General features: G+C 72.9%; 16 protein-coding genes. 6 read left to right on the forward strand and 10 right to left on the reverse strand.

Annotated elements, in window-relative coordinates; translation table 11 throughout:
• Positions 1–12: 12 nt before the first annotated feature.
• Entirely contained in the window at positions 13–1,119 is a 1,107-nt protein-coding gene (locus ABTZ99_RS18465) for an S-adenosylmethionine:tRNA ribosyltransferase-isomerase (RefSeq protein ID WP_498775365.1), read from the reverse strand.
• 329 nt (positions 1,120–1,448) lie between these two features.
• Here ABTZ99_RS18465 and ABTZ99_RS18470 point away from each other — a divergent pair, with 329 nt between their 5' ends.
• Positions 1,449–2,330 (forward strand): glycosyltransferase family 2 protein, encoded by an 882-nt coding sequence (locus ABTZ99_RS18470; protein WP_499612495.1) that lies wholly within the window; start codon positions 1,449–1,451, stop codon positions 2,328–2,330.
• 41 nt (positions 2,331–2,371) lie between these two features.
• Positions 2,372–3,313 (forward strand): GHMP family kinase ATP-binding protein, encoded by a 942-nt coding sequence (locus tag ABTZ99_RS18475; protein WP_499612497.1) that lies wholly within the window; start codon positions 2,372–2,374, stop codon positions 3,311–3,313.
• Here the strand turns inward: ABTZ99_RS18475 and ABTZ99_RS18480 are convergent.
• From ABTZ99_RS18480 to ABTZ99_RS18495, 4 genes are read right to left on the reverse strand one after another with little or no spacing between them, the layout of a single operon-like run.
• Positions 3,262–4,935, reverse strand: a complete 1,674-nt coding sequence (locus tag ABTZ99_RS18480; RefSeq protein WP_498775359.1) for a hypothetical protein — start codon at positions 4,933–4,935, stop codon at positions 3,262–3,264. The two genes, ABTZ99_RS18475 and ABTZ99_RS18480, sit on opposite strands and share 52 nt — an antisense overlap.
• A complete protein-coding gene (locus ABTZ99_RS18485) occupies positions 4,932–5,687 on the reverse strand; it encodes a GNAT family N-acetyltransferase (protein ID WP_499612499.1) in 756 nt (251 codons plus the stop codon). The genes ABTZ99_RS18480 and ABTZ99_RS18485 overlap by 4 nt, the downstream gene beginning before the upstream one ends.
• A gap of 15 nt (positions 5,688–5,702) precedes the next feature.
• Positions 5,703–6,479 carry a glycosyltransferase family 2 protein gene (locus ABTZ99_RS18490; protein ID WP_499612501.1) on the reverse strand — a complete coding sequence of 259 codons (777 nt, stop codon included), beginning with the start codon at positions 6,477–6,479 and terminating at the stop codon, positions 5,703–5,705.
• Positions 6,476–7,315, reverse strand: coding sequence for a class I SAM-dependent methyltransferase (locus ABTZ99_RS18495; protein ID WP_499612503.1), 840 nt, complete (start codon positions 7,313–7,315; stop codon positions 6,476–6,478). Before ABTZ99_RS18495 ends, ABTZ99_RS18490 begins: the two co-directional genes overlap by 4 nt.
• A 27-nt stretch (positions 7,316–7,342) precedes the next feature.
• On the opposite strand from ABTZ99_RS18495, the gene ABTZ99_RS18500 reads away from it, so the two are divergent.
• A complete protein-coding gene (locus ABTZ99_RS18500) occupies positions 7,343–8,812 on the forward strand; it encodes a N,N-dimethylformamidase beta subunit family domain-containing protein (protein ID WP_499612504.1) in 1,470 nt (489 codons plus the stop codon).
• Here ABTZ99_RS18500 and ABTZ99_RS18505 read toward each other — a convergent pair.
• The 3 genes from ABTZ99_RS18505 to ABTZ99_RS18515 are packed head-to-tail and all read right to left on the reverse strand — an operon-like array spanning position 8,802 to position 11,774.
• A complete protein-coding gene (locus tag ABTZ99_RS18505; RefSeq protein WP_498775349.1) occupies positions 8,802–9,518 on the reverse strand; it encodes an HAD family hydrolase in 717 nt (238 codons plus the stop codon). The two genes, ABTZ99_RS18500 and ABTZ99_RS18505, sit on opposite strands and share 11 nt — an antisense overlap.
• An 11-nt stretch (positions 9,519–9,529) precedes the next feature.
• Positions 9,530–10,708 (reverse strand): glycine amidinotransferase, encoded by a 1,179-nt coding sequence (locus tag ABTZ99_RS18510; protein ID WP_498775347.1) that lies wholly within the window; start codon positions 10,706–10,708, stop codon positions 9,530–9,532.
• A gap of 37 nt (positions 10,709–10,745) precedes the next feature.
• The gene (locus ABTZ99_RS18515) at positions 10,746–11,774 is read right to left on the reverse strand and encodes a radical SAM protein (RefSeq protein ID WP_498775344.1); all 1,029 of its coding nucleotides are present in this window, start codon (positions 11,772–11,774) and stop codon (positions 10,746–10,748) included.
• 650 nt (positions 11,775–12,424) lie between these two features.
• Between ABTZ99_RS18515 and ABTZ99_RS18520 the strand changes: the two genes are divergently transcribed.
• Genes ABTZ99_RS18520 through ABTZ99_RS18530 form a run of 3 tightly spaced genes read left to right on the forward strand, consistent with a single transcriptional unit; the run spans position 12,425 to position 15,399 of the window.
• Positions 12,425–13,894 carry a carbamoyltransferase family protein gene (locus ABTZ99_RS18520; RefSeq protein ID WP_499612507.1) on the forward strand — a complete coding sequence of 490 codons (1,470 nt, stop codon included), beginning with the start codon at positions 12,425–12,427 and terminating at the stop codon, positions 13,892–13,894.
• A gap of 5 nt (positions 13,895–13,899) precedes the next feature.
• On the forward strand, positions 13,900–14,646 hold the full coding sequence (locus ABTZ99_RS18525) for a DUF6071 family protein (protein WP_499612509.1): 747 nt from the start codon (positions 13,900–13,902) through the stop codon (positions 14,644–14,646).
• 18 nt (positions 14,647–14,664) lie between these two features.
• Complete coding sequence (locus ABTZ99_RS18530) at positions 14,665–15,399, forward strand: DUF6071 family protein (RefSeq protein WP_499612511.1); 735 nt, start codon at positions 14,665–14,667, stop codon at positions 15,397–15,399.
• 43 nt (positions 15,400–15,442) lie between these two features.
• On the opposite strand, the gene ABTZ99_RS18535 is transcribed toward ABTZ99_RS18530, so the two are convergent.
• A complete protein-coding gene (locus tag ABTZ99_RS18535) occupies positions 15,443–17,266 on the reverse strand; it encodes a LamG-like jellyroll fold domain-containing protein (protein WP_498775336.1) in 1,824 nt (607 codons plus the stop codon).
• Between the two features lie 216 nt (positions 17,267–17,482).
• A complete protein-coding gene (locus tag ABTZ99_RS18540) occupies positions 17,483–17,923 on the reverse strand; it encodes a hypothetical protein (protein WP_498775334.1) in 441 nt (146 codons plus the stop codon).
• Positions 17,924–17,928 lie beyond the last annotated feature (5 nt).

A 17,928-nucleotide genomic window follows, 5' to 3' on the forward strand; every position in this document is an offset into this window, starting at 1 on the left:
TCCCCTCGGCGGTCAGACGATCAGCATGGAGTCGCCGAACTCGTGGAACAGGTAGCCGTTGGCGATGATGTCGTCCCGGTAGGCCGTCAGCAGGGTCTCCCGACCGGCGAACGCCGCGGTGAGCAGCAGTTCGGAGCTCCTCGGCCGGTGCAGGTTGGTCATGAACGCGTCACAGGCCCGGAACACGTGCCCCGGCATGATCGTGAGCTGGGTGAACCCGGTCTGGGGCCACAGCCGCCCCCGGCTGTCGGCGACCGTCTCCAGGGTGCGCATCGCCGACGTGCCGCAGACGACGACCCGCCCGCCGTCACGTCGGCACCGGTTGACCAGGTCGGCGGTGTCGACCGACACCTCGTAGCGCTCCGCCCGGGGCAGGTCGAACCCGGTGGGCGGGTCGTCGAGGTCCTCGCGCACCGGCAGGCCGTCGCGCACCGCCTTGCGGCGCACCATCATCCGCACGAAGTACCGGCTCCGGGCCGCCAGGTAGAGGGTCACCTCCGCCACCGCCACCCCGGCGGCGCGCAGGCCGTCGAGCATGTCCGCGGTGAAGTGGCGGCCCGCCGAGGGGAGCAGCACCGCGCCGGGCCGGGAGGCGTAGACCGTCTGGTACTGCTCCGGGTCCAGCGGCGCGCGGTCGAGGTAGCCGGGGCAGATCATCTCGGCCGCCCGCTGCAACGACTCGGCGTCGGGCGGGTCGACCGCCGCCCGCCACACGCCGGCGTCGGCCTCGTGCAGGAGCCGGACCGTGATGTCGCCGTCGCCGCCCAGGCGGAACTCGGCTCCCGGCGCGCACGCCGCGGTGGGCGCGACGAGGCAGTGCCACGTGCCGTCCTCGACGGGGGAGTGCAGGCTCACCGCCACCGGCTCGCCGTCCGCGTCGACCCCTTCGAGCAACGACGGGACCACGCGCGCGTTGTTGAGCACCAGGACGTCCCCGGCCCGCAGGTACTCGCCCAGGTCCGAGAAGTGGCGGTGCTCCACCTGCCCGCTTTCGCGGTGCAGCACGGCCAGGCGGGCGTCGGTGCGGTCGCCGCCCCGGGCCTCGGGCGGTTCCTGCGCGACCAGCGCCGGCGGCAGCTCGAACTCGTAGTCCGCCGTCCGCTGCACGACCTCGGTCATTTCCTCGCCCTCCACCTGGGTCCCGCGGTCGCGCCGGAATGGAATGGGCGACATTTCTCTCGTGTGGTGGTGCCAGTATGGGTTCTGCCATCGACGCCGCTCAATTCCCCGTCAGGAGGTAAAAGAAAGCCACCATCGTGTCGGTCGCGCGGTGACGTGCCGTGCACCGCTCGGCCGCGATTACCTACCGTCGCGGCCGTCGATCCCGTTCGAGGGCACTTCCGGGCCATTCCCGGGGCATCGCCTTGCCGCGTCGACCGGCGCCGCAGTACTTTTCCGGTGCCGTCGGCAATTCCGGTCCACCCACTCTCCGAGAGCGGTGGTGCTCCATGGCGTCGAGATCCGCTCTCGCACCTCCCGTCAGCGTGATCGTGCCCGCGCGCAACGCGGCGGCCGTCGTGGCGGGCCAGCTGGCCGCCCTGTCCGAACAGGACCACGAGGGGCCGTGGGAAGTGGTGGTCGTGGACAACGGGTCCACGGACGGGACGGCCGACGTCGTGGCCCGGTGGGCGCACCGGCTGCCGGACCTGCGGGTGGTGCGCCACGAGCCGCCCGGGATCAACGGCGCGCGCAACGCGGGCGCTCGGGCGGCGCACGGCGAGCTGCTGGCGTACTGCGACGCGGACGACGCGGCGACCACCGGGTGGCTCGCCGCCCTGGCGCGGGCCGCGTCGAGGGCGGACGTGGTCGGCGGGTACCTCGACACCACCGCGCTGAACAGCGAGCGCGTCCGCACGTCCCGCTCGCCCCACCCCACCGACCGGCTGCCGGTCGTCATGAGCTTCCTGCCCTACGCGGTGGGCGCGAACCTGGGTGTGCGGACCGAGGTGTTCCGGGCCTTGGGCGGGTTCGACGAGAGCTACACCGGTGGCGGCGGGGACGACGTGGAGTTCAGCGTGCGGGCCCAGCTGATGGGCTGCTCCGTGGCCTTCGCGCCGGACGCGGTGATGCGCTACCGGATGCGCGACCGGCTGTGGTCGCTCGCCAGGCAGCAGGTGGCCTACGGGCGAGCCGACGCGAAGCTGCTCAAGGACTTCCGCGCGCACGGGATGCGCGCGGGCGGGACGGCCAGGGCGCTGGCGGACTGGTTCCGGCTCGTCCGGCGCGCCCCGGCCCTCGCCTCGCCCGAGCGCGGGCGCTGGGTGTGCCGGTTCGCGTGGCGGCTCGGCAGGCTGGTCGGCAGCGCGGAGCAGCGGGTGTGGTGCCCGTAGCGGTCCGGGCGGTGGTCGTCCCGACGGAGGAGGAGAACCGGGTGGCAGACCTGCGAACGATCACCGCGTCGTGCCCCGTGCGCGCGTGCCTGTCCGGCGAGGACCTCGACTGGGTGGGTGGCCGGTCCGTGTGCGTCGCGCTCGACCTGCGCACCACCGTCGAGGTGGACCCGGCCGCGTCGACGGGCGGGCGGGCCCCGGAGGAGTGGACCACCGGCGTCTGGTCCTTCCTCGGTCGGCACGTCGGCGGGCTCCCGCGCCGGCCGCCGCCGGTGGCCGTGTCGAGCGAGGCCCCTTCCGCCAGCGGCCTGTCCTCGTCCAGCGCGCTGATCCTCGCCCTGTTCCAGGCCTTCGCCACGGCCGTGCCCTCGGCGCGGTCGATCCCGCGCGGCACCCTGGTCCGGTGGGCGTACGAGTACGAGTTCGCCTTCTGCCACGGTGGTGGCATGGACCAGGTGGCCATCGCCCTGGGCGGCGCGACGCTGTCCGCGGGCCGGGCCGCCGGGCTGCCCGAAGTCCTCGACCACGCGGACTTCCCGCCGCGGTGGGCCGTCGTCGTGGTCGATTCGCGGACGCCGAAGTCGACGCCCGACCACATCAGGTCGGTCCGGGCCCAGCACCACGCCGGCGACCCCGCGCTCGCGGAGTACGCGCACCGGGCGGACGCGGCGTCCGCCTTGGCGTGGGAGGCGATCCGCGGACGTGACCTGGCGGCGTTGGGCACGGCCATGACCGCCGCCCACCGCGCGATGCGGGACGTGCAGGGCATGTCGACCCCGCTGCTGGAACGCCTGCGCGCCACCGCCCGGCGGACCACCGGCCTGCCCCTGAAGGTCAGCGGCGCGGGTGGCGGTGGCGCGTTGGTCGGGGTGTGCCCGACCGGGGACGCCGAGTCCCTCGCGGGCGCGCTGCGCGAGGCCTACCGCGACGATCACCCGGACGTGCGGGTGATCGTCACCGGCTCGGCGCCGTCGAACTCGTAGGCGAGCCACTGCGCGAAGTGGTGCAGGCGCCACCGGAGGCCCACGTCCGGGTCCCGTTCGACGGACGCGGGCGGACGCGTGGTCCTGGTGTCGTGGACGGGCACCGGTCGAACGGCCCGCGCGACGATCCCGGCCAGCACCTCGATCGGGTACCCGGGCGGCGCGGGGAACCCCTCGGCGGTCCCGCACGCGATGGCGTGCACCTGTTCGACCAGTTCCCGCACGTGCAGCGGTCGCACGACGGCTGGTGAGCCGGCGGCGATCCGGATCGGCTCGGACCGCAGCGCCGCCCACACGAGCGCCCCGACGGTCGAGTCCGGTCCACAGCCGGGACCGTAGAGGTCGACCGGGCCGATGCGCAGTGGCGCGCGTGAGCCGTGCCGCAGCAGCGGGCAGCCGTCGGTCGTCAGGTCGAGCACGACGTCGCCGCGACGCGGAGCGCGCCCTCCCACCGCGGTCACCACGTGCCCCAGGTCGGTCAGCGTGCGCTCGACGTGCTCGGCCAACGCACCCCCGGACGCCACCAAGGTGATCCCGCCGGAGCTCCGGCGTGGACGCGGCGCGGTCTCGCGACCGGTGCGCAGGGCGAGTTCCGCGAGCACGGCCAACCGGTCGCACGCCTCCACGGACAGCTCACCACCGGGCTCCTGGCTCGTCCCTCCCGGGGCGATGGTGCGCAACGCCTCCCGCGCCACGTCCGGATCGGCGTCACCGCACCTGCCGGCGGTCAGCATCCCGAGCGCGAACGCGGTGAGCCACGTGCCGCGCACCACCGCGGGGTCGACGTCGTCCAGTTCCACGTCCGCCGCCGGCCGCAGGTGGTGTTCCGGGACACCGAGGCCGACCAGGTGGTCCGCGGTCTCCAGGTGCAGCCACCGACCCGACTCGGTGTGGACGACGCACTGGGCGACGCCGTTCTTGAAGAACGGCACCGCGCCCGGCACGTCGACGTCGACGCGCCGCGGTCCGGGGCGGACGACGGGCAGGTAGCACGGTGAGCGCCGGAGCCCGCGGAACGCGTTGCCCGCGATGCTCGGCACGTCCTCGTGCTGCGCCAGGGTCGGCACGGCGATGAGGCACCGCACGCCCTCGCGGCGCAGGTACCTGCTCATCAGGATGTCGTCCGGCCAGGTCGAGGGACGCCGGCGCAGGTCGTCGGCGAAACCCGCGGCCACCGCTCGGGGCAGGACGAGGGCCCCGGTGGGGGTGTACTCGTTGACCGCGCTCACCCACCCCGCCCCGGTCAACGCGCCCAGCCGCACCGCGGCCCCGTTGCGGGAGTCCCACATCGAGTACAGGGCCAGGGCGGCGTCCGGCGCGACGCCGATGGCGTGCACCAGCCGCTCGATCGCACCTCCGGCCAGGAGCATGTCGTCCTGCACGACGAGGTGGTGCGTCGAGGAGGCAGGGACGGACTCCCACGCGGCGAGCGTGGTGCGCAGGGCCGTCGGGGGGCCGGTCGGGTCCGGGTCGGTGACGACGGTGAGCAACCCCGGCGGGGCCTGGGCGGCGACCCGCGCCGCCGCGTCACCGCGAGCGGGATGGGTGATCACCGATCCGGTCAGCACGACCTCGCGCGGCGGCCGGCCGCGTGCGGCGACGAGGCGCGGCCCGGCGCTCATCGGCCGGCCGCCACGTCGTGCACGACCCAGACGTTCGGCTCCCAGTAGACGCCCTGGTCCTGCCGCCGGTCGACGTGCAGCAGCGCGAGCCCGTGGGGGAACACGTAGTCGCCGCTGTCGGGGAAGGCGATCCCGGTCCAGGCCTCCCACTCGGCCACCGTGCCCGTGATCAGCGACGAGCGGGGCGCGGGCGCGGACAGCACGCCGCCGCAGCGGACGTGCGTGCGGATCCACGGGTCGAACGGCGTGCCGTCCGAGGCCGTCCACGAGGCGTAGCGCTCGATCGGCACGAGCGGGTAGAGCTCCTTGAGGGTCGGCCTGAGCGGGACGACCACGTGGGCGAGCCCGGCTCGTCGCGCGGCGCTGCACAGGGCCCGCAGCGCCACCGTCGACAGGCCCTTCCCCCGGTGGCGGGGCGCGACCTCGATCCCGAGCGCGCAGAGGGCGTTCGTGGCGACCCCGGCGTCGTGGGCGGCGAAACCGGCCTGGACCGCCGCGTCGATCCCCGGGCCGAGGCCCGCCGCGGTGCCGTCCCACACCAGCGGGATGCCGCGCGCGGTGGCCGACACGTCGTCGGTGTCCGGGTCGACGAGGGCGAGCTGGAACCGGCCGAAGACCAAGTGCAGCCGCTCCCAGTACCCGGCCATCACCTCACCGTGGACGTTGTACTCCGGCCAGACCCCGTCGAACAGCGCCGGGATGCGGTGCCACAGGTCGGGCCTGCCGTCGTGGTCGACCACCGTCGGCGGCATCGGCTCCTCCTCCGCTCAGATCGAGAACACCGGGCCGTCGCTGCCGTGCACCAGCACGGGGGACGGGACGGCGTAGTAGGCGATAACCGCGCGGATGTCGGACTCCCGCGACGCGACCTCCGCGTTGGGCCGCGACCGGATGCGCAGCTTGGCGTAGTGCGCGACGGGGTAGCAGTTCCGGCCGTGGTAGGTGTACAGGTAGAGGTGTCCCCGGCCGCCGAGGTGCTGCACGCGCACCTTCTCGTGCAGCTCGGTCATCAACGCCCAGTCCTCGCCGAGGTGCGCGTTGCGACCCGACTCCGGGTAGCGGAACCGCGCGTCGCGGGTCATCAGCATCGTGGTGGGCAGCAACGGGTACGCGGCGGGCGGCGTGGGCCGGGTCCAGTCGATCCAGTGCAGGTCCCCGTCCTGCTGGAACAGCTGGAGGTGATCGCTGAGGAACGACGTGTGGGCGCCGTCCCTGATCAGCTCGTCCACCTGGACCGCCAGCCGGTCGGGGTGGCTGCAATCGTCGTCGTCCCACACGCACACCAGTTCGCCCGAGGCCGCGTCCAGGGAGAGGTTGCGCAGCGGGCCCAGGCGCGCGTCGGGATCGGCCTCGACGACCACGACTCGTTCCACCCCGTGCGCGCGAACCGACGCCAGCAACCGGTCCCGATACGCCGCCGTGCCCTGGGTGACGACGACCAGCTCCCGCGCGGTGTACCGCTGGTCGGCGAAGCACCTGATCGCGCGGTCGGCCAGCGCCGGCCGGTCCTTGGTCACCATCAGGCAGCTCACCAGCGGGGTCACGCCGCTCCCACCTCCCACACGATCGCGACCGGCACGCCGTGCCAGGCGGCGTTGGCGGCGTCGGCGATCCGCTCCTCGTAACCACCGGGCGGCAACGGCCCGCCGAACAGCGGCTCCTGGCAGGACCGGAGGGTGAGGCCGTGGGTCGCGAACGCCGTGAGGTAGTCGCTGACCAGGCGCGGGTGGTTGCGCATGAAGACCAGGTCGCCCGAGCGGTGCCCGCACACGTACTGCCCGTGCAGCAGCACCATGACCGGGTGCAGGTCGCTGACGACCAGGCGACCACCCGGGCGCAGCACCCGGCGGAACTCGCCGATCGCGCCGGTGATGTCCGGCAGGTGGCTCAGCGCCAGGCCGCAGACCACGAGGTCGACCGAGGCGTCGGGCAGCGGCAGGTGCTCCAGGTCGCCGAGCTCGAACCGGGCCCGCGCCACCTTGGCCGCGGCCAGGTCCAGCATCTGCGGTGACTGGTCGATCCCGATGACGTCGTGCCCGAGGCGGACCAGGGTCGCGGTGTGCCTGCCGGTGCCGCAGGCGGCGTCCAGGGCGCGTCCGGGTGGCACGTCGGCCAGCAGTCGCCGCACGGCGGGCTCTTCCGCCGAGAGGAGGAAGTGGGGATCGGCGTCGTAGGTGTGCGCCGTGAACGCGTACCCGTTCGCCACGTCCAGTTCGGTGAGCCGTTTGCCGGCGGATTCGTCGTCGGGGATGGAGTCGACGAGCTTCTTCAGTTCCGCCACCCTCGCCGCGACGAAGTCGTCGTCGTGGTCCACGGCGGTGCGCAGCAGGGCCAGTCCTTCGATGCCGATCATCAGTTCGGGGATACGATCCCGCTGCATCGGGCACTCCTTCCGAACGGGGGCGACGTGATCGAGGGCTATTTCGAGCGGGAGAGCGTCGTCGTCGGGGATGAGCTCGGCGTGCACGTTTCAACCGATGCGGCCTTCTTCCGGGTGGACTTCTACCGGATCGGCGCGGAAAACGAGTACGCCGGCAGCACGGAATGGCTGCGCGGGGTGTTCGCGGCCCCGCCACCGCACCCCGATGGGGTGCCCGAGCACGCTTGTCCCTCGGTCGACTGGGGTTGGCCCGGCCACCGGGTCCCGGTGCCGCCGGGGTGGCGGCCGGGCGTGTACGTCGCCTTCTTCGTGGAGTCGGCCACCGACACCGCGCCGATCACCGACGACGACGGTCGCCCGACCGGGGAACAGCACCACGACGACGCGCACCACGGCGGCTTCGGCCGGGAGTACTTCGTGCTCCGCCCGCGCGTGCCGGGATCCGCGCCGATCCTCTACAAGAAGGCCGGCTTCACCCGCCACGCCTACAACCGCTCGGACGGGCCGGGGATCGACCGGGCGAGCAGCCTGTACGACAACCCGGTGTACGACCCCGCGAACGGCGACGTGCCCGGTGGGCACAAGGTCAGCGCGCACCGGCCCGGTGGCGTCGACGACCTGGCGTACTGGGACGCCCCGTTCATCGCGTGGCTCGAACGCGCGGGCTACCGGGTGGAGTTCTGCACGGACCTCGACCTGCACGAGGACCCCGGCCTGCTCTCGCCGTACCGGCTGCTGCTCAGCGTCGGGCACGACGAGTACTGGAGCGCCCGGATGCGCGAGCACGTCGAGGCGTTCGTCGACGCGGGCGGCAACGTGGCGTTCTTCAGCGCGAACACCTGCTGGTGGCGCGTGCACGTGGCGGACGGCGGCACGGCGCTCGTCTGCGACACCGACCACGAGGTCGACGGCGTCCACCCGCACCTGCCGGCGACCGACCAGTGGTGGACGCCCGGGCCCGACGGCGTCGGCGCGCCGGAGAACGCCCTGACCGGCGTCAGCTTCCGCAACGGCGGCATGTGGCCGGGTGACTGGCCCGGCGACCGGCCGCGCACCGGCTTCCTGGTGCAGCACGCCGACCACTGGGTGTACGAGGGCACGGGGCTGCGCGACGGCTCCGACGGCGGCGTCGCCGACCGGCTCGGCGCGGGCCTGCCGCTGATCGGCTACGAGTGCGACGGGGCCGCGTACACCCTCGACGAGCACGGCGTGGCTCGGCCGACCGGCGCGGACGGCACGCCGGAGTCCTTCCTCATCCTGGGCATCGCCGTGCTCGAACCCGTGCACGACGACTTCCACCACCCGAAGCCCGGTCACTGGAACTGCGTCCCGAGGGAGGCCACGACCGGTCCCCGTGCGGCGACCATGGGTGTCCACACGCGCAACGGCACCGTCTTCACCGCCGCCACCACGGACTGGCCGGTGATCGTGGGACGTGGCCTCGACGCCAATGTCGACCGGGTGACCCGCAACGTCCTGGACCGCCTCAGCACGTGAACCCCTCGACCAGCTCGACCACTTCGGACAGACCGGAGACCCGCCACACGCCCGGTGGCAGCGGCGGCGGCACCTCCCGCCGCGCGGCGCGCTCCGGCCGCCACAGGTGCACCGCGCGCATCCCCACCGCGCGCGGTCCCAGGACGTCCGGTCCCCACATGTCGCCGACGAACAACGCCTCGGCCGGCCGGAGACCGCACTCGCGCAACGTCCGCCGGTAGATGCGGGGATCGGGCTTGCGCCACCCGGCGCGCGCCGAGCTCACCGCCGCGGCGAACACCCCGGCCAGCCCCGCCTGCTCGATCGCCTCGTCGAGCTCCCAGTACCAGTTGGAGCAGACCGCGCAGACCACGCCCAGCCGGCTCAGCCGCGCCAGCGCTTCGAGGACGTCGTCGTAGCGCCGCACCCTGAGCGCCCGGGTCTCCCGGTCCAGGTCCGCGACCACCGCCTCCACCCGCTCCGCCGGGACGCCGCAGGCACGGGCACGTCGCCGCAGCCGGTCCACCTCCCAGGCCCGGTAGGAGTCGCGGTCGCGCGAGTGCGCCTCGTGCGCCTCGCCGTCGGCCGGCCACACCGACCAGCCGTCGTCCCACCGGAGCCCGGCCTCGGGCAACCCGTGGCGTTCGAGCACTTCGCGGTGCGGCACGCCCCACGCGACCGACCGCGCCAGCGTGCCGTGGAAGTCGAAGAGGACACCGCGAACCACGTGCCACCTCGTCAGAACCGTCCGGCGCGGCGGGGGAAGTAGTCCTCCAGCACACCGTCGCGCTCCACGTCGACCGTGGCGCAGTGCAACCCGCCGCCGAACGGCGCGACCGCCCGGAACGGCACCGGCACGACCTCGAAGCCGAGCCCCACGAGCTGATCGGCCAGCCGGACCTCCTCGGCCTCGACGCACAAGGTGCCCGGGTCGAGGTTCAGGATGTTCACCGCGAGCCAGGGGGTGCAGAACGACAGCCTCATCCGGTGCCGCCAGCTCACCGGCGCGACGGCCTCCACCACCTCCCAGTCGTTGACCTCGAAGTACTTGACCAGCTCCGGCTCGGCGGGGCGCTCACCGTTGTGCAGCACCAGGCCGGGGCGCAGCGGCACCCACGTGGCGTCGATGTGCAGCGGGTGGGTGTTGGTGAACGTGATGGCGTGCACCCGGTGCTCGGGGAAGTGGCGCCTGAGCCACTCGTGGCCCTGCCGGTTGGTGACCAGCGACAGCTGCACGAACAGGTCCTTGCCGAAGCGGGCGACGTCGGCGGCGTCGAACAGCGGCTCCTTCTCGGTCAGCACCAGGTCGTGCGCGGCGACCCTCTCCAGCTGCTCGGCGACGCCCAGGGTGTTGTAGGTGTCCCAGAACCCGGGCACGTACGACTCGTCGGTCAGCCGCGGCTTCGGCGCCGCCTCCCACCGCATGTCCGGGTCGCTCTCGAACAGCGACTGGAGCACGGGGCGGTAGCACAGGTACTCGAACCACCTGCTCCGGTAGCACATCGTGGCTTCGAGGACCTCGTGGCCGACGGTGAGCAGCACGTCGCGCGGCGGCATGCAGCCGAACATGGACTCCTGCTCCCAGTCCGGCGTGCTCACCGGCCGGGTGAAGTCCAGCGGGGTGGGCCGGTCCACCCGGATGCCCCGCGACGTCAGCAGGTCCGCGAACGAGTCGAGCTGCTCGTTCGCCGCCGCCGTCATCTCCTCGGGCATCGGGCCCCACGTGCCCAGCGGGAAGCCGTCCTCGGGGAAGTCGCGGCGCACCGCGGGCTCGGGCGCCTGCACCACCGTCCCGGTGGCCCGGCCGAGGATGACGTGGCGCAGCGGGTCCCACCCGTTCCACGAGTTGACCCGCGTCGCCCTCGGCGCCTCGGCGCGCACCCGCCCGTCCGCGGCGGAACGCTCCAGTGTGGACATTCGCGCTGATCCTTCCGGCCGGACGGGCGGGCCGCCGTCAGATGAACAGGTCGTAGTCGGTGTCGCGCACGGCCCGACCCCGGCCGGCCGCCAGCTCGGCGAGTTCGAGGTTGGAGCGGTGCCGGGCGCAGTGGAAACCGCAGTCCCGGCTGGGGTCGACGATGCCCCGGTCGGAGTCGCGCCAGATGTCGACGAGGCTGTCGGTCACCGCGTCCCCGAGCCTGGCGGCCTCGTTCCCCCGGTGGTAGGGGCACGTGTACACGCCCGACGGCGTGACGAGGGTCCGCAGCTCGGCCACGCCGCAGCGCCGGTAGTCCTTCGGCTGGACGGGCCCCTCGTGCTTCCTCAACGAGTCCAAGGTGGAGGAGTTGACGACCTGGAACCGGTCGCTCTCCAGGCGCCTCGCCCGGTCGATCTGGGCCTCCACGGAGGCCAGCACCTCCTCCGGGACGCCGACCACGTGGTGCCGCTCGTCGAACATGGCCTTGACCTCGAAGTAGTCGCAGCCGATGTCGTGCGCCAACTCCGCGCCGGCCAGCACCTCCCCGTGGTTGGAGACCGCGGTGCCGTCGGCCTCCCGGCGCACCACCACGAGGAACGAGTAGCCCAGCGCGCCGGTCTTGACCTCGGCGAGGCGGCGCATGTTGCCGATCACCCGGTCGAACGCGCTCCCGCCGCGCCGGTCGGGTCGGAAGGACCGGTAGGTCCCGCTGGTCGCGGCGTCCACCGAGACCCGCACCCAGGAGGCGTGCTCGGCCAGCACGTCCAGGTTCTGGTCGATCATCGTGCCGTTGGTGACCACGCCGACCGCCACGCCCGCCCCGCCCAGCGCGCGGATGACCGCCCGGGTGCCCCGGTGGGCCAGCGGCTCGCCGCCGCCGATCAGGATCACCGCCGCGACGCCCAACTCGACCAGTTCGCCGGCGAGGGCCACCAACCTCTCCGCGGTGAAGCGGCCTTGGTTGAGCAGTTTCCCGCTGATGCATTCCGGGCACGCCAAATCGCAGAACGTGGTCGGATCGAGGTCCACCACGACCGGGTTGTGCGAGCGCCTGCCGCGGGCCACTGCCAAAGCCGTGGGAAAGATTCTCGGTTGGTAGAGTTTGGCGGCCAGGTCCATTCGGTCGATGGTCACGGTGGCGTCGTCCCTTCACTGATGAATGCCGGTCGGGTGTCCGGCCGTGATGGACCGAGTCGACCAGGGAGGGCCTGATTCCGGAGGTTACCAGCGGCTCTGCTTCGTCGGATTGCACGATGGAGTGGACCTCTTGGTCGCGACGGGACGTTCGTCGCCGAAGGTGCCGGATCGAGCCGACTGGGCTGGTCAGGAGCCCGAATCGGTCCCGTCCCTCACACGTGTGCCCTTGGTCGGGTGCGCGGTTCTCCTGGTGGAACGCCTGAACCGGTTCCGGTCACCTTGCGTTCCGCGTAACGCACACTTCTGGTTGAAGTGCGTGTCGAGAGGTGGGCTCGAGTGGCTTTCGCAGGATGGGCGGTGAATCGTGAACGGGGTCGAATATCGCGCCGCGTGTGATCGGGTGGCATTGCCCTGATCGGCCACGTCGGCGCCTGGCCGCGGTCGCGAGGAGTGGATCAGTGCGGGCAATCGGGTGGTTGGCGGGGCGCGTGTCGCGGGCAATCGGAGCGGTCGCCTGGCGGATGCGCATGAGACGCGCGAGGAAGAACGACCCGCACCTCTACAAGTGAGGGGCCGCCGTGCTGGTCTGGGGCATCTCCGCGCTGTCGCACGACGCGTCGCTGGCCGTGGTGGACGACGGCGAAGTCCTGTTCGCCGGGCACTCGGAACGCTATTCGCGCGTCAAGAACGACCCGCTCCTGCACGCCGACCTCGTCGCCGAGGCGCTGTCGCACGGCAGGCCGCAGGCCATCTCCTGGTACGAGCGGCCGTACCTCAAGAAGTTGCGGCACGCGGCGGCCGGCCAGTGGAAGGACGCCCTGACCAAGGAGGACGCGCCGCGCCGCTACCTGAGGTCGCTGGGCCTGCCGTTCCCGCTCCCGGAGATCTCGTTCGCCCACCACCACGAGTCCCACGCGATGGCCGGCGTCGCCACCAGCGGGTTCGGTGACGCGGCGGTCATCGTCGCCGACGCGATCGGCGAGTTCGACACGTTCACCATCTCGAAGTACACCGCGCGCGACGGGTTGGACGTGCTGTTCCGCCGTCGCTACCCGCACAGCCTCGGGCTGCTCTACAGCGCCTTCACCCGGCGCTGCGGCTTCCGCCCGAACGAGGACGAGCACATCACCATGGGCATGGCCGCCTTCGGCTCGCCCCGGCACGCCGACCGGCTGCGGGCCGAGTGGATCGCGGTCGACGAACCGGGTTTCCGGCTGCGCGCCAACGTGCACCGCGGCATCGGCGACTGGCTGCCCGGCGCGCGGCCCGAGGACCTCGCGGCCAGCGTCCAGGCCGTCACCGAGGAGGTGCTGCTGGGCGCGGCGCGGTGGGCGCGCCGCGAGACCGGCAGCCGCAACCTGGTGCTGATGGGCGGCGTGGCGCTGAACTGCGTCGCCAACTCCAGGATCTGCGCGACCGGCGACTTCGACCGCGTGTGGATCTTCCCCAACCCCGGCGACGCCGGGTCCAGCCTGGGCGCCGTCGCGGCCACCACCCGGCAACCGGTGACGTGGCCCGGGCCCTACCTGGGCACCGAGATCCGGCGGACGCTCGACCCCCACGAGGTCGTCGAGGAGCTCAAGGCGGACGGGGTCCTCGCGGTGGCGAACGGGCGCGCCGAGTTCGGCCCCCGCGCGCTGGGCAACCGGTCGATCCTGGCCGACCCCCGGACCCAGCGGATGAAGGACCGTGTCAACGAGGTGAAGGGGCGGGAGAAGTTCCGCCCGTTCGCGCCGGTGATCCGGGAGGAACGAGCGGCGGAGTTCTTCGAGATGCCGATCCCGGCGACGCCCTACATGCAGTTCACGGCCCGGTGCCGGGAACCGGGGAGGTTCCCGGCGATCGTGCACGCCGACGGCACCAGCCGCGTGCAGACGGTGACCCGCGACCAGCACCCGCTGCTGTACCGCGTGCTGCACGAGTGGGAGCTGGAGACCGGCTGCCCGATGTTGCTCAACACGAGCCTGAACTCGCGGGGCGAACCGCTGGTGAACTCCTGGGAGCACGCGTCGGCGTTCGGCCGGCGCGAGGGGATCAAGGTGCTGTGACCGTCATGATCGGACTCCTCGTGGCCAACGGCTGCAGCTGCACGCGCGGCCAGGAACTGCGTGATCCCGGCACGAGCGCGTGGCCCGCCGTGCTCGCCGCCCGCCTGGGCATCCCGGTCGCGAACCTGGCCGGTGACGGGAGCTCGAACCGCCGGATCGTCCGGACCACGGTCGGCAACCTCGACCGGGTGTGCCGCGAGTTCGGCGTGCCGGTCGAGGAGACGCTGGTGATGTGCATGTGGACGTGCGTCTACCGGAGCGAGTACCACGTCCGGCGCCGGCGTGACCGGGTGGGCCGCCCGGACCTGCCGTACGAGACGGACTGGAAGCGCCTGGGTCCGTGGAACTTCGAGGAGGACGACGGCGCGTCCAACGCCCACTTCCGGTCCATGTTGAGCGAGGAGGGCGGCACCATCAACCTGCTGACCGACTGGGTCCTGCTGGACTCGTACCTCCGCTTGCGCGGCGCGGTGCCCCGGTACACCTTCGCGTGGAACGTCCTGCCGTCGAAGCTGCCGGGCGAGGCCGTCGAGCTGTCCCGTCAGCTGGAGCCGACGTCGGTCTACGGCAACGAGATCGGCAGCAAGGGCAACTCGATCAACGGCGTGACGCGGAAGAAGTTCGAGTTCGGCCCCGGCAGGCACCCCTTGGAGGCCGGCCACGCGTACTACGCGACCCTGCTCGAAGCGTGGCTCAGGGACCAGGGGCTGACCTTCCCCGAGCACGTCCTCGCCCACCGCGCCCACGGCTGATCCGGGTGGGGTGACACCGTGATCAGGTTGCTGGTGGCGAACGGGTGCAGCTTCACCGCCGGTCAGGAGCTGCGCGATCGTGGGACGGGCGCGTGGCCGGCGGTGCTCGCCGCCCGCCTGGGCGTCCCGGTCGCGAACCTGGCCTGCGGCGGTGGTTCGAACCGCCGGACGGTCCGGACCACGGTCGGCAACCTCGACCGGGTGTGCCGCGAGTTCGGCGTGCCGGTCGGGGAGACCCTGGTGGTGTGCATGTGGACCGGCGTCAACCGGGGCGAGTACCACCGGCGCGATCGGGTGGATCGCCCGGACCTGCCGCACGAGACCGACTGGTACCGCCTGGGACCGTGGAACCTGGCGGACGACGACGGCGCCGCCGACGAGCACTTCCGGTCCATGTGGACCCGGGAGGGCGGCACGATCACCCTGCTGACCGACTGGGTCCTGCTGGACTCGTACCTCCGCTCGCGCGGGGCGGTGGCCAGGTACACCTTCGCGTGGGACCTCCTGCCGTCGAAGCTGCCGGGCGAAGCCGTCGAGCTGTGCCGTCAGCTCGATCCCACGTCGGTCTACGGGGACGCGCTCCGCAGGGGCGGCACGTCGTTCGGCGGGTCGACGTCGGGTGGGTTCGAGTTCGGCCCCGGTGGTCATCCTCTCGAAGACGGGCACGCGTACTTCGCGCAACGGTTGGAGACGTGGCTCCGGGACCAAGGCCTGGTGTTCCCGGTGGGCGCCGGCCTCGGAGCCATGGCCTGACGTGCGTGCCGGGCCGCCGCGGGCGCGCGCTCCTCGGTGACGATCACCGTTCGGCGGTCAGGAACCGGTCGGGCCGCAGGGCCTTCGCGGTGATCCGCGTGTCGCCGATCCAGCCGTGGAAGCCCTGGCCGTAGCGCAGCGCGAACTGGGTGCCCCCGAGCGCGAACGGCCTGCCGAGCGTCGAGATGCCGCGTGACTCCTCGGCGGCGTTGCGGGCGATCTTCGCGCCGTCGACGTACATCGTGGTGCGGCGGCCGTCGTTGACCACGGCGACGTGCGTCCACCGCCCGACCGGCACGGCGTGGCTCCAGGACGTGGGGTCGGCGTCGACGGGCACCGGGTAGACCACGAACTGCAGGAACCGCTCGCCGGACAGGTTGAGGCTGCACGTCGGCTCGTCGTCGGACCAGCCGCTGGTCTTGCCGGCGTCCCCGGCGCGGCCTTCCCAGCTGAGCAGGCCCATCCACGCGTGGTCGCCGACGAGCGGGTCGGGGAGCTTGAAGAACGTCTCGATGGTGTAGCCCGCCTCGAACCGCATGGCGTTGAGCGGTGCGGTGTCGGACGTGCGCAGCACCGCGCCGCGGTCGGGGTCCTTGCCGCCGTCGAAGCGCAGGCTCGCGTGCGCGGGCTGGCCGTCGTGGTGCTCGGCCGACCAGGTCAGCACGTCCGGGCCGCTCCCGTGCAGCCGCGTGACGGTGAGGTCGTTGCCCCGGCCGGTGAGGTCCCGGGCCACCGCGCCCGCCGGCACGGGACCGTCCCCCGCCGGGAACCCGGCCGCGTCGAACCGCCAGTACGCCACCGTGTCCCGCGTGACGACGGCGCTCGCCGGACGCGCCGGCGGCACGACGGGCGGCGCGAAGCCCGCGAACCGCTCCCGGAAGTCGATCTCCACGGTGAACCGGTCGGCGTCGCCGGTCAGCCGCGCGGTCTCGGCCTCCGGCAGGCTGTCGCCGTCGCGGGCGAGCAGCCACGGCGAGAACGTCTCCACGTCGATGACGCCGCGGGTGAGGTCGAACGTGTAGAACCGGACCATGCCCGCGCCGCCGTAGTAGCGGTCCTGGTAGTTGGTCAGGTGCAGGTGCACGTCGTGGCCGTGGTCGTTGACCAGGGTGGTGCGGCCGGACGGCCAGTAGTGCCCGTTGAGGGTGAGGAAGACCTGGTCGTTGCGGCGGATCAGGTTGTCCCACAAGTGGCTGCCGTGCGCGGAGAGCCGCGCGTCCGGGCTGCCGGCGACGAGGTCGTGCGTGGTGAGGATGGTGGGCAGCGACCGGTGCCGGTCCAGCACGGTCTGCGCCCACTCGATCCCCTGGTCCGACACCCGCCAGTCCAGCGCGAGCACCAGCCACTGCCGCCCGCCGGCGCGCAGGACGTGGTAGCTGTTGTAGCCGTCCGGCGCGAACCCGCCGAAGGTCGGCATGCGGCGGAACCGCTCCGGCCCGAACACCCTGGAGAAGGGCGTCGGCCCGCGCCGGTCGTCGGTGTTGCCCGGCACGTCGTGGTTGCCCGCCAGCACGCTGTAGGGGACGCCGTCGGTGAACACCGAGTCGGCCAGCCGCACCTCGGTCTCCGTGCCGTGCTCGGTCACGTCTCCCAGGTGGGTCAGGAAGACGACGTTCGCGTCACGCCGGCGCGCCACCTCGCGCAACGCCACGCGCACCGGCTCGGGGTCGGAGCCGCCCTCGTCGAGCAGGTACTGGGTGTCCGGCAGCACGGCGATCGTGAAGCGGGGGTCGGCGGTGTCGGGTCGGGCCGTCCCGCGCTCGTCGCCGTGCGCGACCGGCGCGAGCACCGCGGGTGCCATCGCGGCAGCGGGCGCCACGACCGCGGCCTGGAGCAGTGCGCGCCGTCCGACTCGGTTCTCCGCCATGAAGGTGCCTCTCTGCCGGTGGGGTGGCGAGAAGCCTCGTCGGGCCGCGTTCCAGGGCGCCGACGTGCGCGGGAACAGCCCGCGCACACTGGTTGAACCATGGGGGAACGACCCGGTTCCGATGGGGCGGTGGTCCGGCTCGACGCGAGGGCGCGCCCGGTCGGGCGGGTGGGGCTTCGGTGGGCGGTGCTCGGATCGGTGGTGCCCGGTGCCCGCTCAGCGGCGGGCGGTGGCCAGGATGACGAGGAACTGGCCGCCGCCCGCGTCGACGGCGGCGGTCACCGGCAGGCCCGGGGTCAGTCGGGAGAAGCGGTCCACCAGCCATTCCGCGGCGTCCCGGGCGTCGCGCTCGGTCGGGCAGCGGGCCACCACCTCGCGCCCGCCCTTGCGCTCCAGCCTCCCGGCGACGGTGATCAGCGGCGCGGGGTCGGCGACGTGCAGGTGGTCCGGCCAGGGGATCACCGCGGTGACCGCGCCCTTGCGGGTGTTGCAGCCGCGGTGCGCGAGCCGTTCGGCGACCTTGGCCTTCCGGTCGGCGGTCCGGCTGTCCACGCTCGGCCCCCGCGAGTCGTTCACCGACATCCCGGGGTCGACCGGTTCGTCGCACACCCAGCACCGCCAGCCGTCGCGCTCGGCCACGTCATCGAGGAGGCTCATCCCGG

The sequence above is a fragment of the Actinosynnema sp. NPDC002837 genome (genome assembly GCF_040295345.1).
Lineage (GTDB): Bacteria > Actinomycetota > Actinomycetes > Mycobacteriales > Pseudonocardiaceae > Actinosynnema.

What these genes read in the sequence shown, in the direction of transcription:
- ABTZ99_RS18480 (WP_498775359.1), bottom strand. Translation starts at nt 4,935, where the DNA reads ATGAGCGCCGGGCCGCGCCTCGTCGCCGCACGCGGCCGGCCGCCGCGC.
- ABTZ99_RS18540 (WP_498775334.1), bottom strand. Translation starts at nt 17,923, where the DNA reads ATGAGCCTCCTCGATGACGTGGCCGAGCGCGACGGCTGGCGGTGCTGG.
- ABTZ99_RS18465 (WP_498775365.1), bottom strand. Translation starts at nt 1,119, where the DNA reads ATGACCGAGGTCGTGCAGCGGACGGCGGACTACGAGTTCGAGCTGCCG.
- ABTZ99_RS18510 (WP_498775347.1), bottom strand. Translation starts at nt 10,708, where the DNA reads ATGTCCACACTGGAGCGTTCCGCCGCGGACGGGCGGGTGCGCGCCGAG.
- ABTZ99_RS18525 (WP_499612509.1), top strand. Translation starts at nt 13,900, where the DNA reads ATGATCGGACTCCTCGTGGCCAACGGCTGCAGCTGCACGCGCGGCCAG.
- ABTZ99_RS18485 (WP_499612499.1), bottom strand. Translation starts at nt 5,687, where the DNA reads ATGCCGCCGACGGTGGTCGACCACGACGGCAGGCCCGACCTGTGGCAC.
- ABTZ99_RS18535 (WP_498775336.1), bottom strand. Translation starts at nt 17,266, where the DNA reads ATGGCGGAGAACCGAGTCGGACGGCGCGCACTGCTCCAGGCCGCGGTC.
- ABTZ99_RS18470 (WP_499612495.1), top strand. Translation starts at nt 1,449, where the DNA reads ATGGCGTCGAGATCCGCTCTCGCACCTCCCGTCAGCGTGATCGTGCCC.
- ABTZ99_RS18495 (WP_499612503.1), bottom strand. Translation starts at nt 7,315, where the DNA reads ATGCAGCGGGATCGTATCCCCGAACTGATGATCGGCATCGAAGGACTG.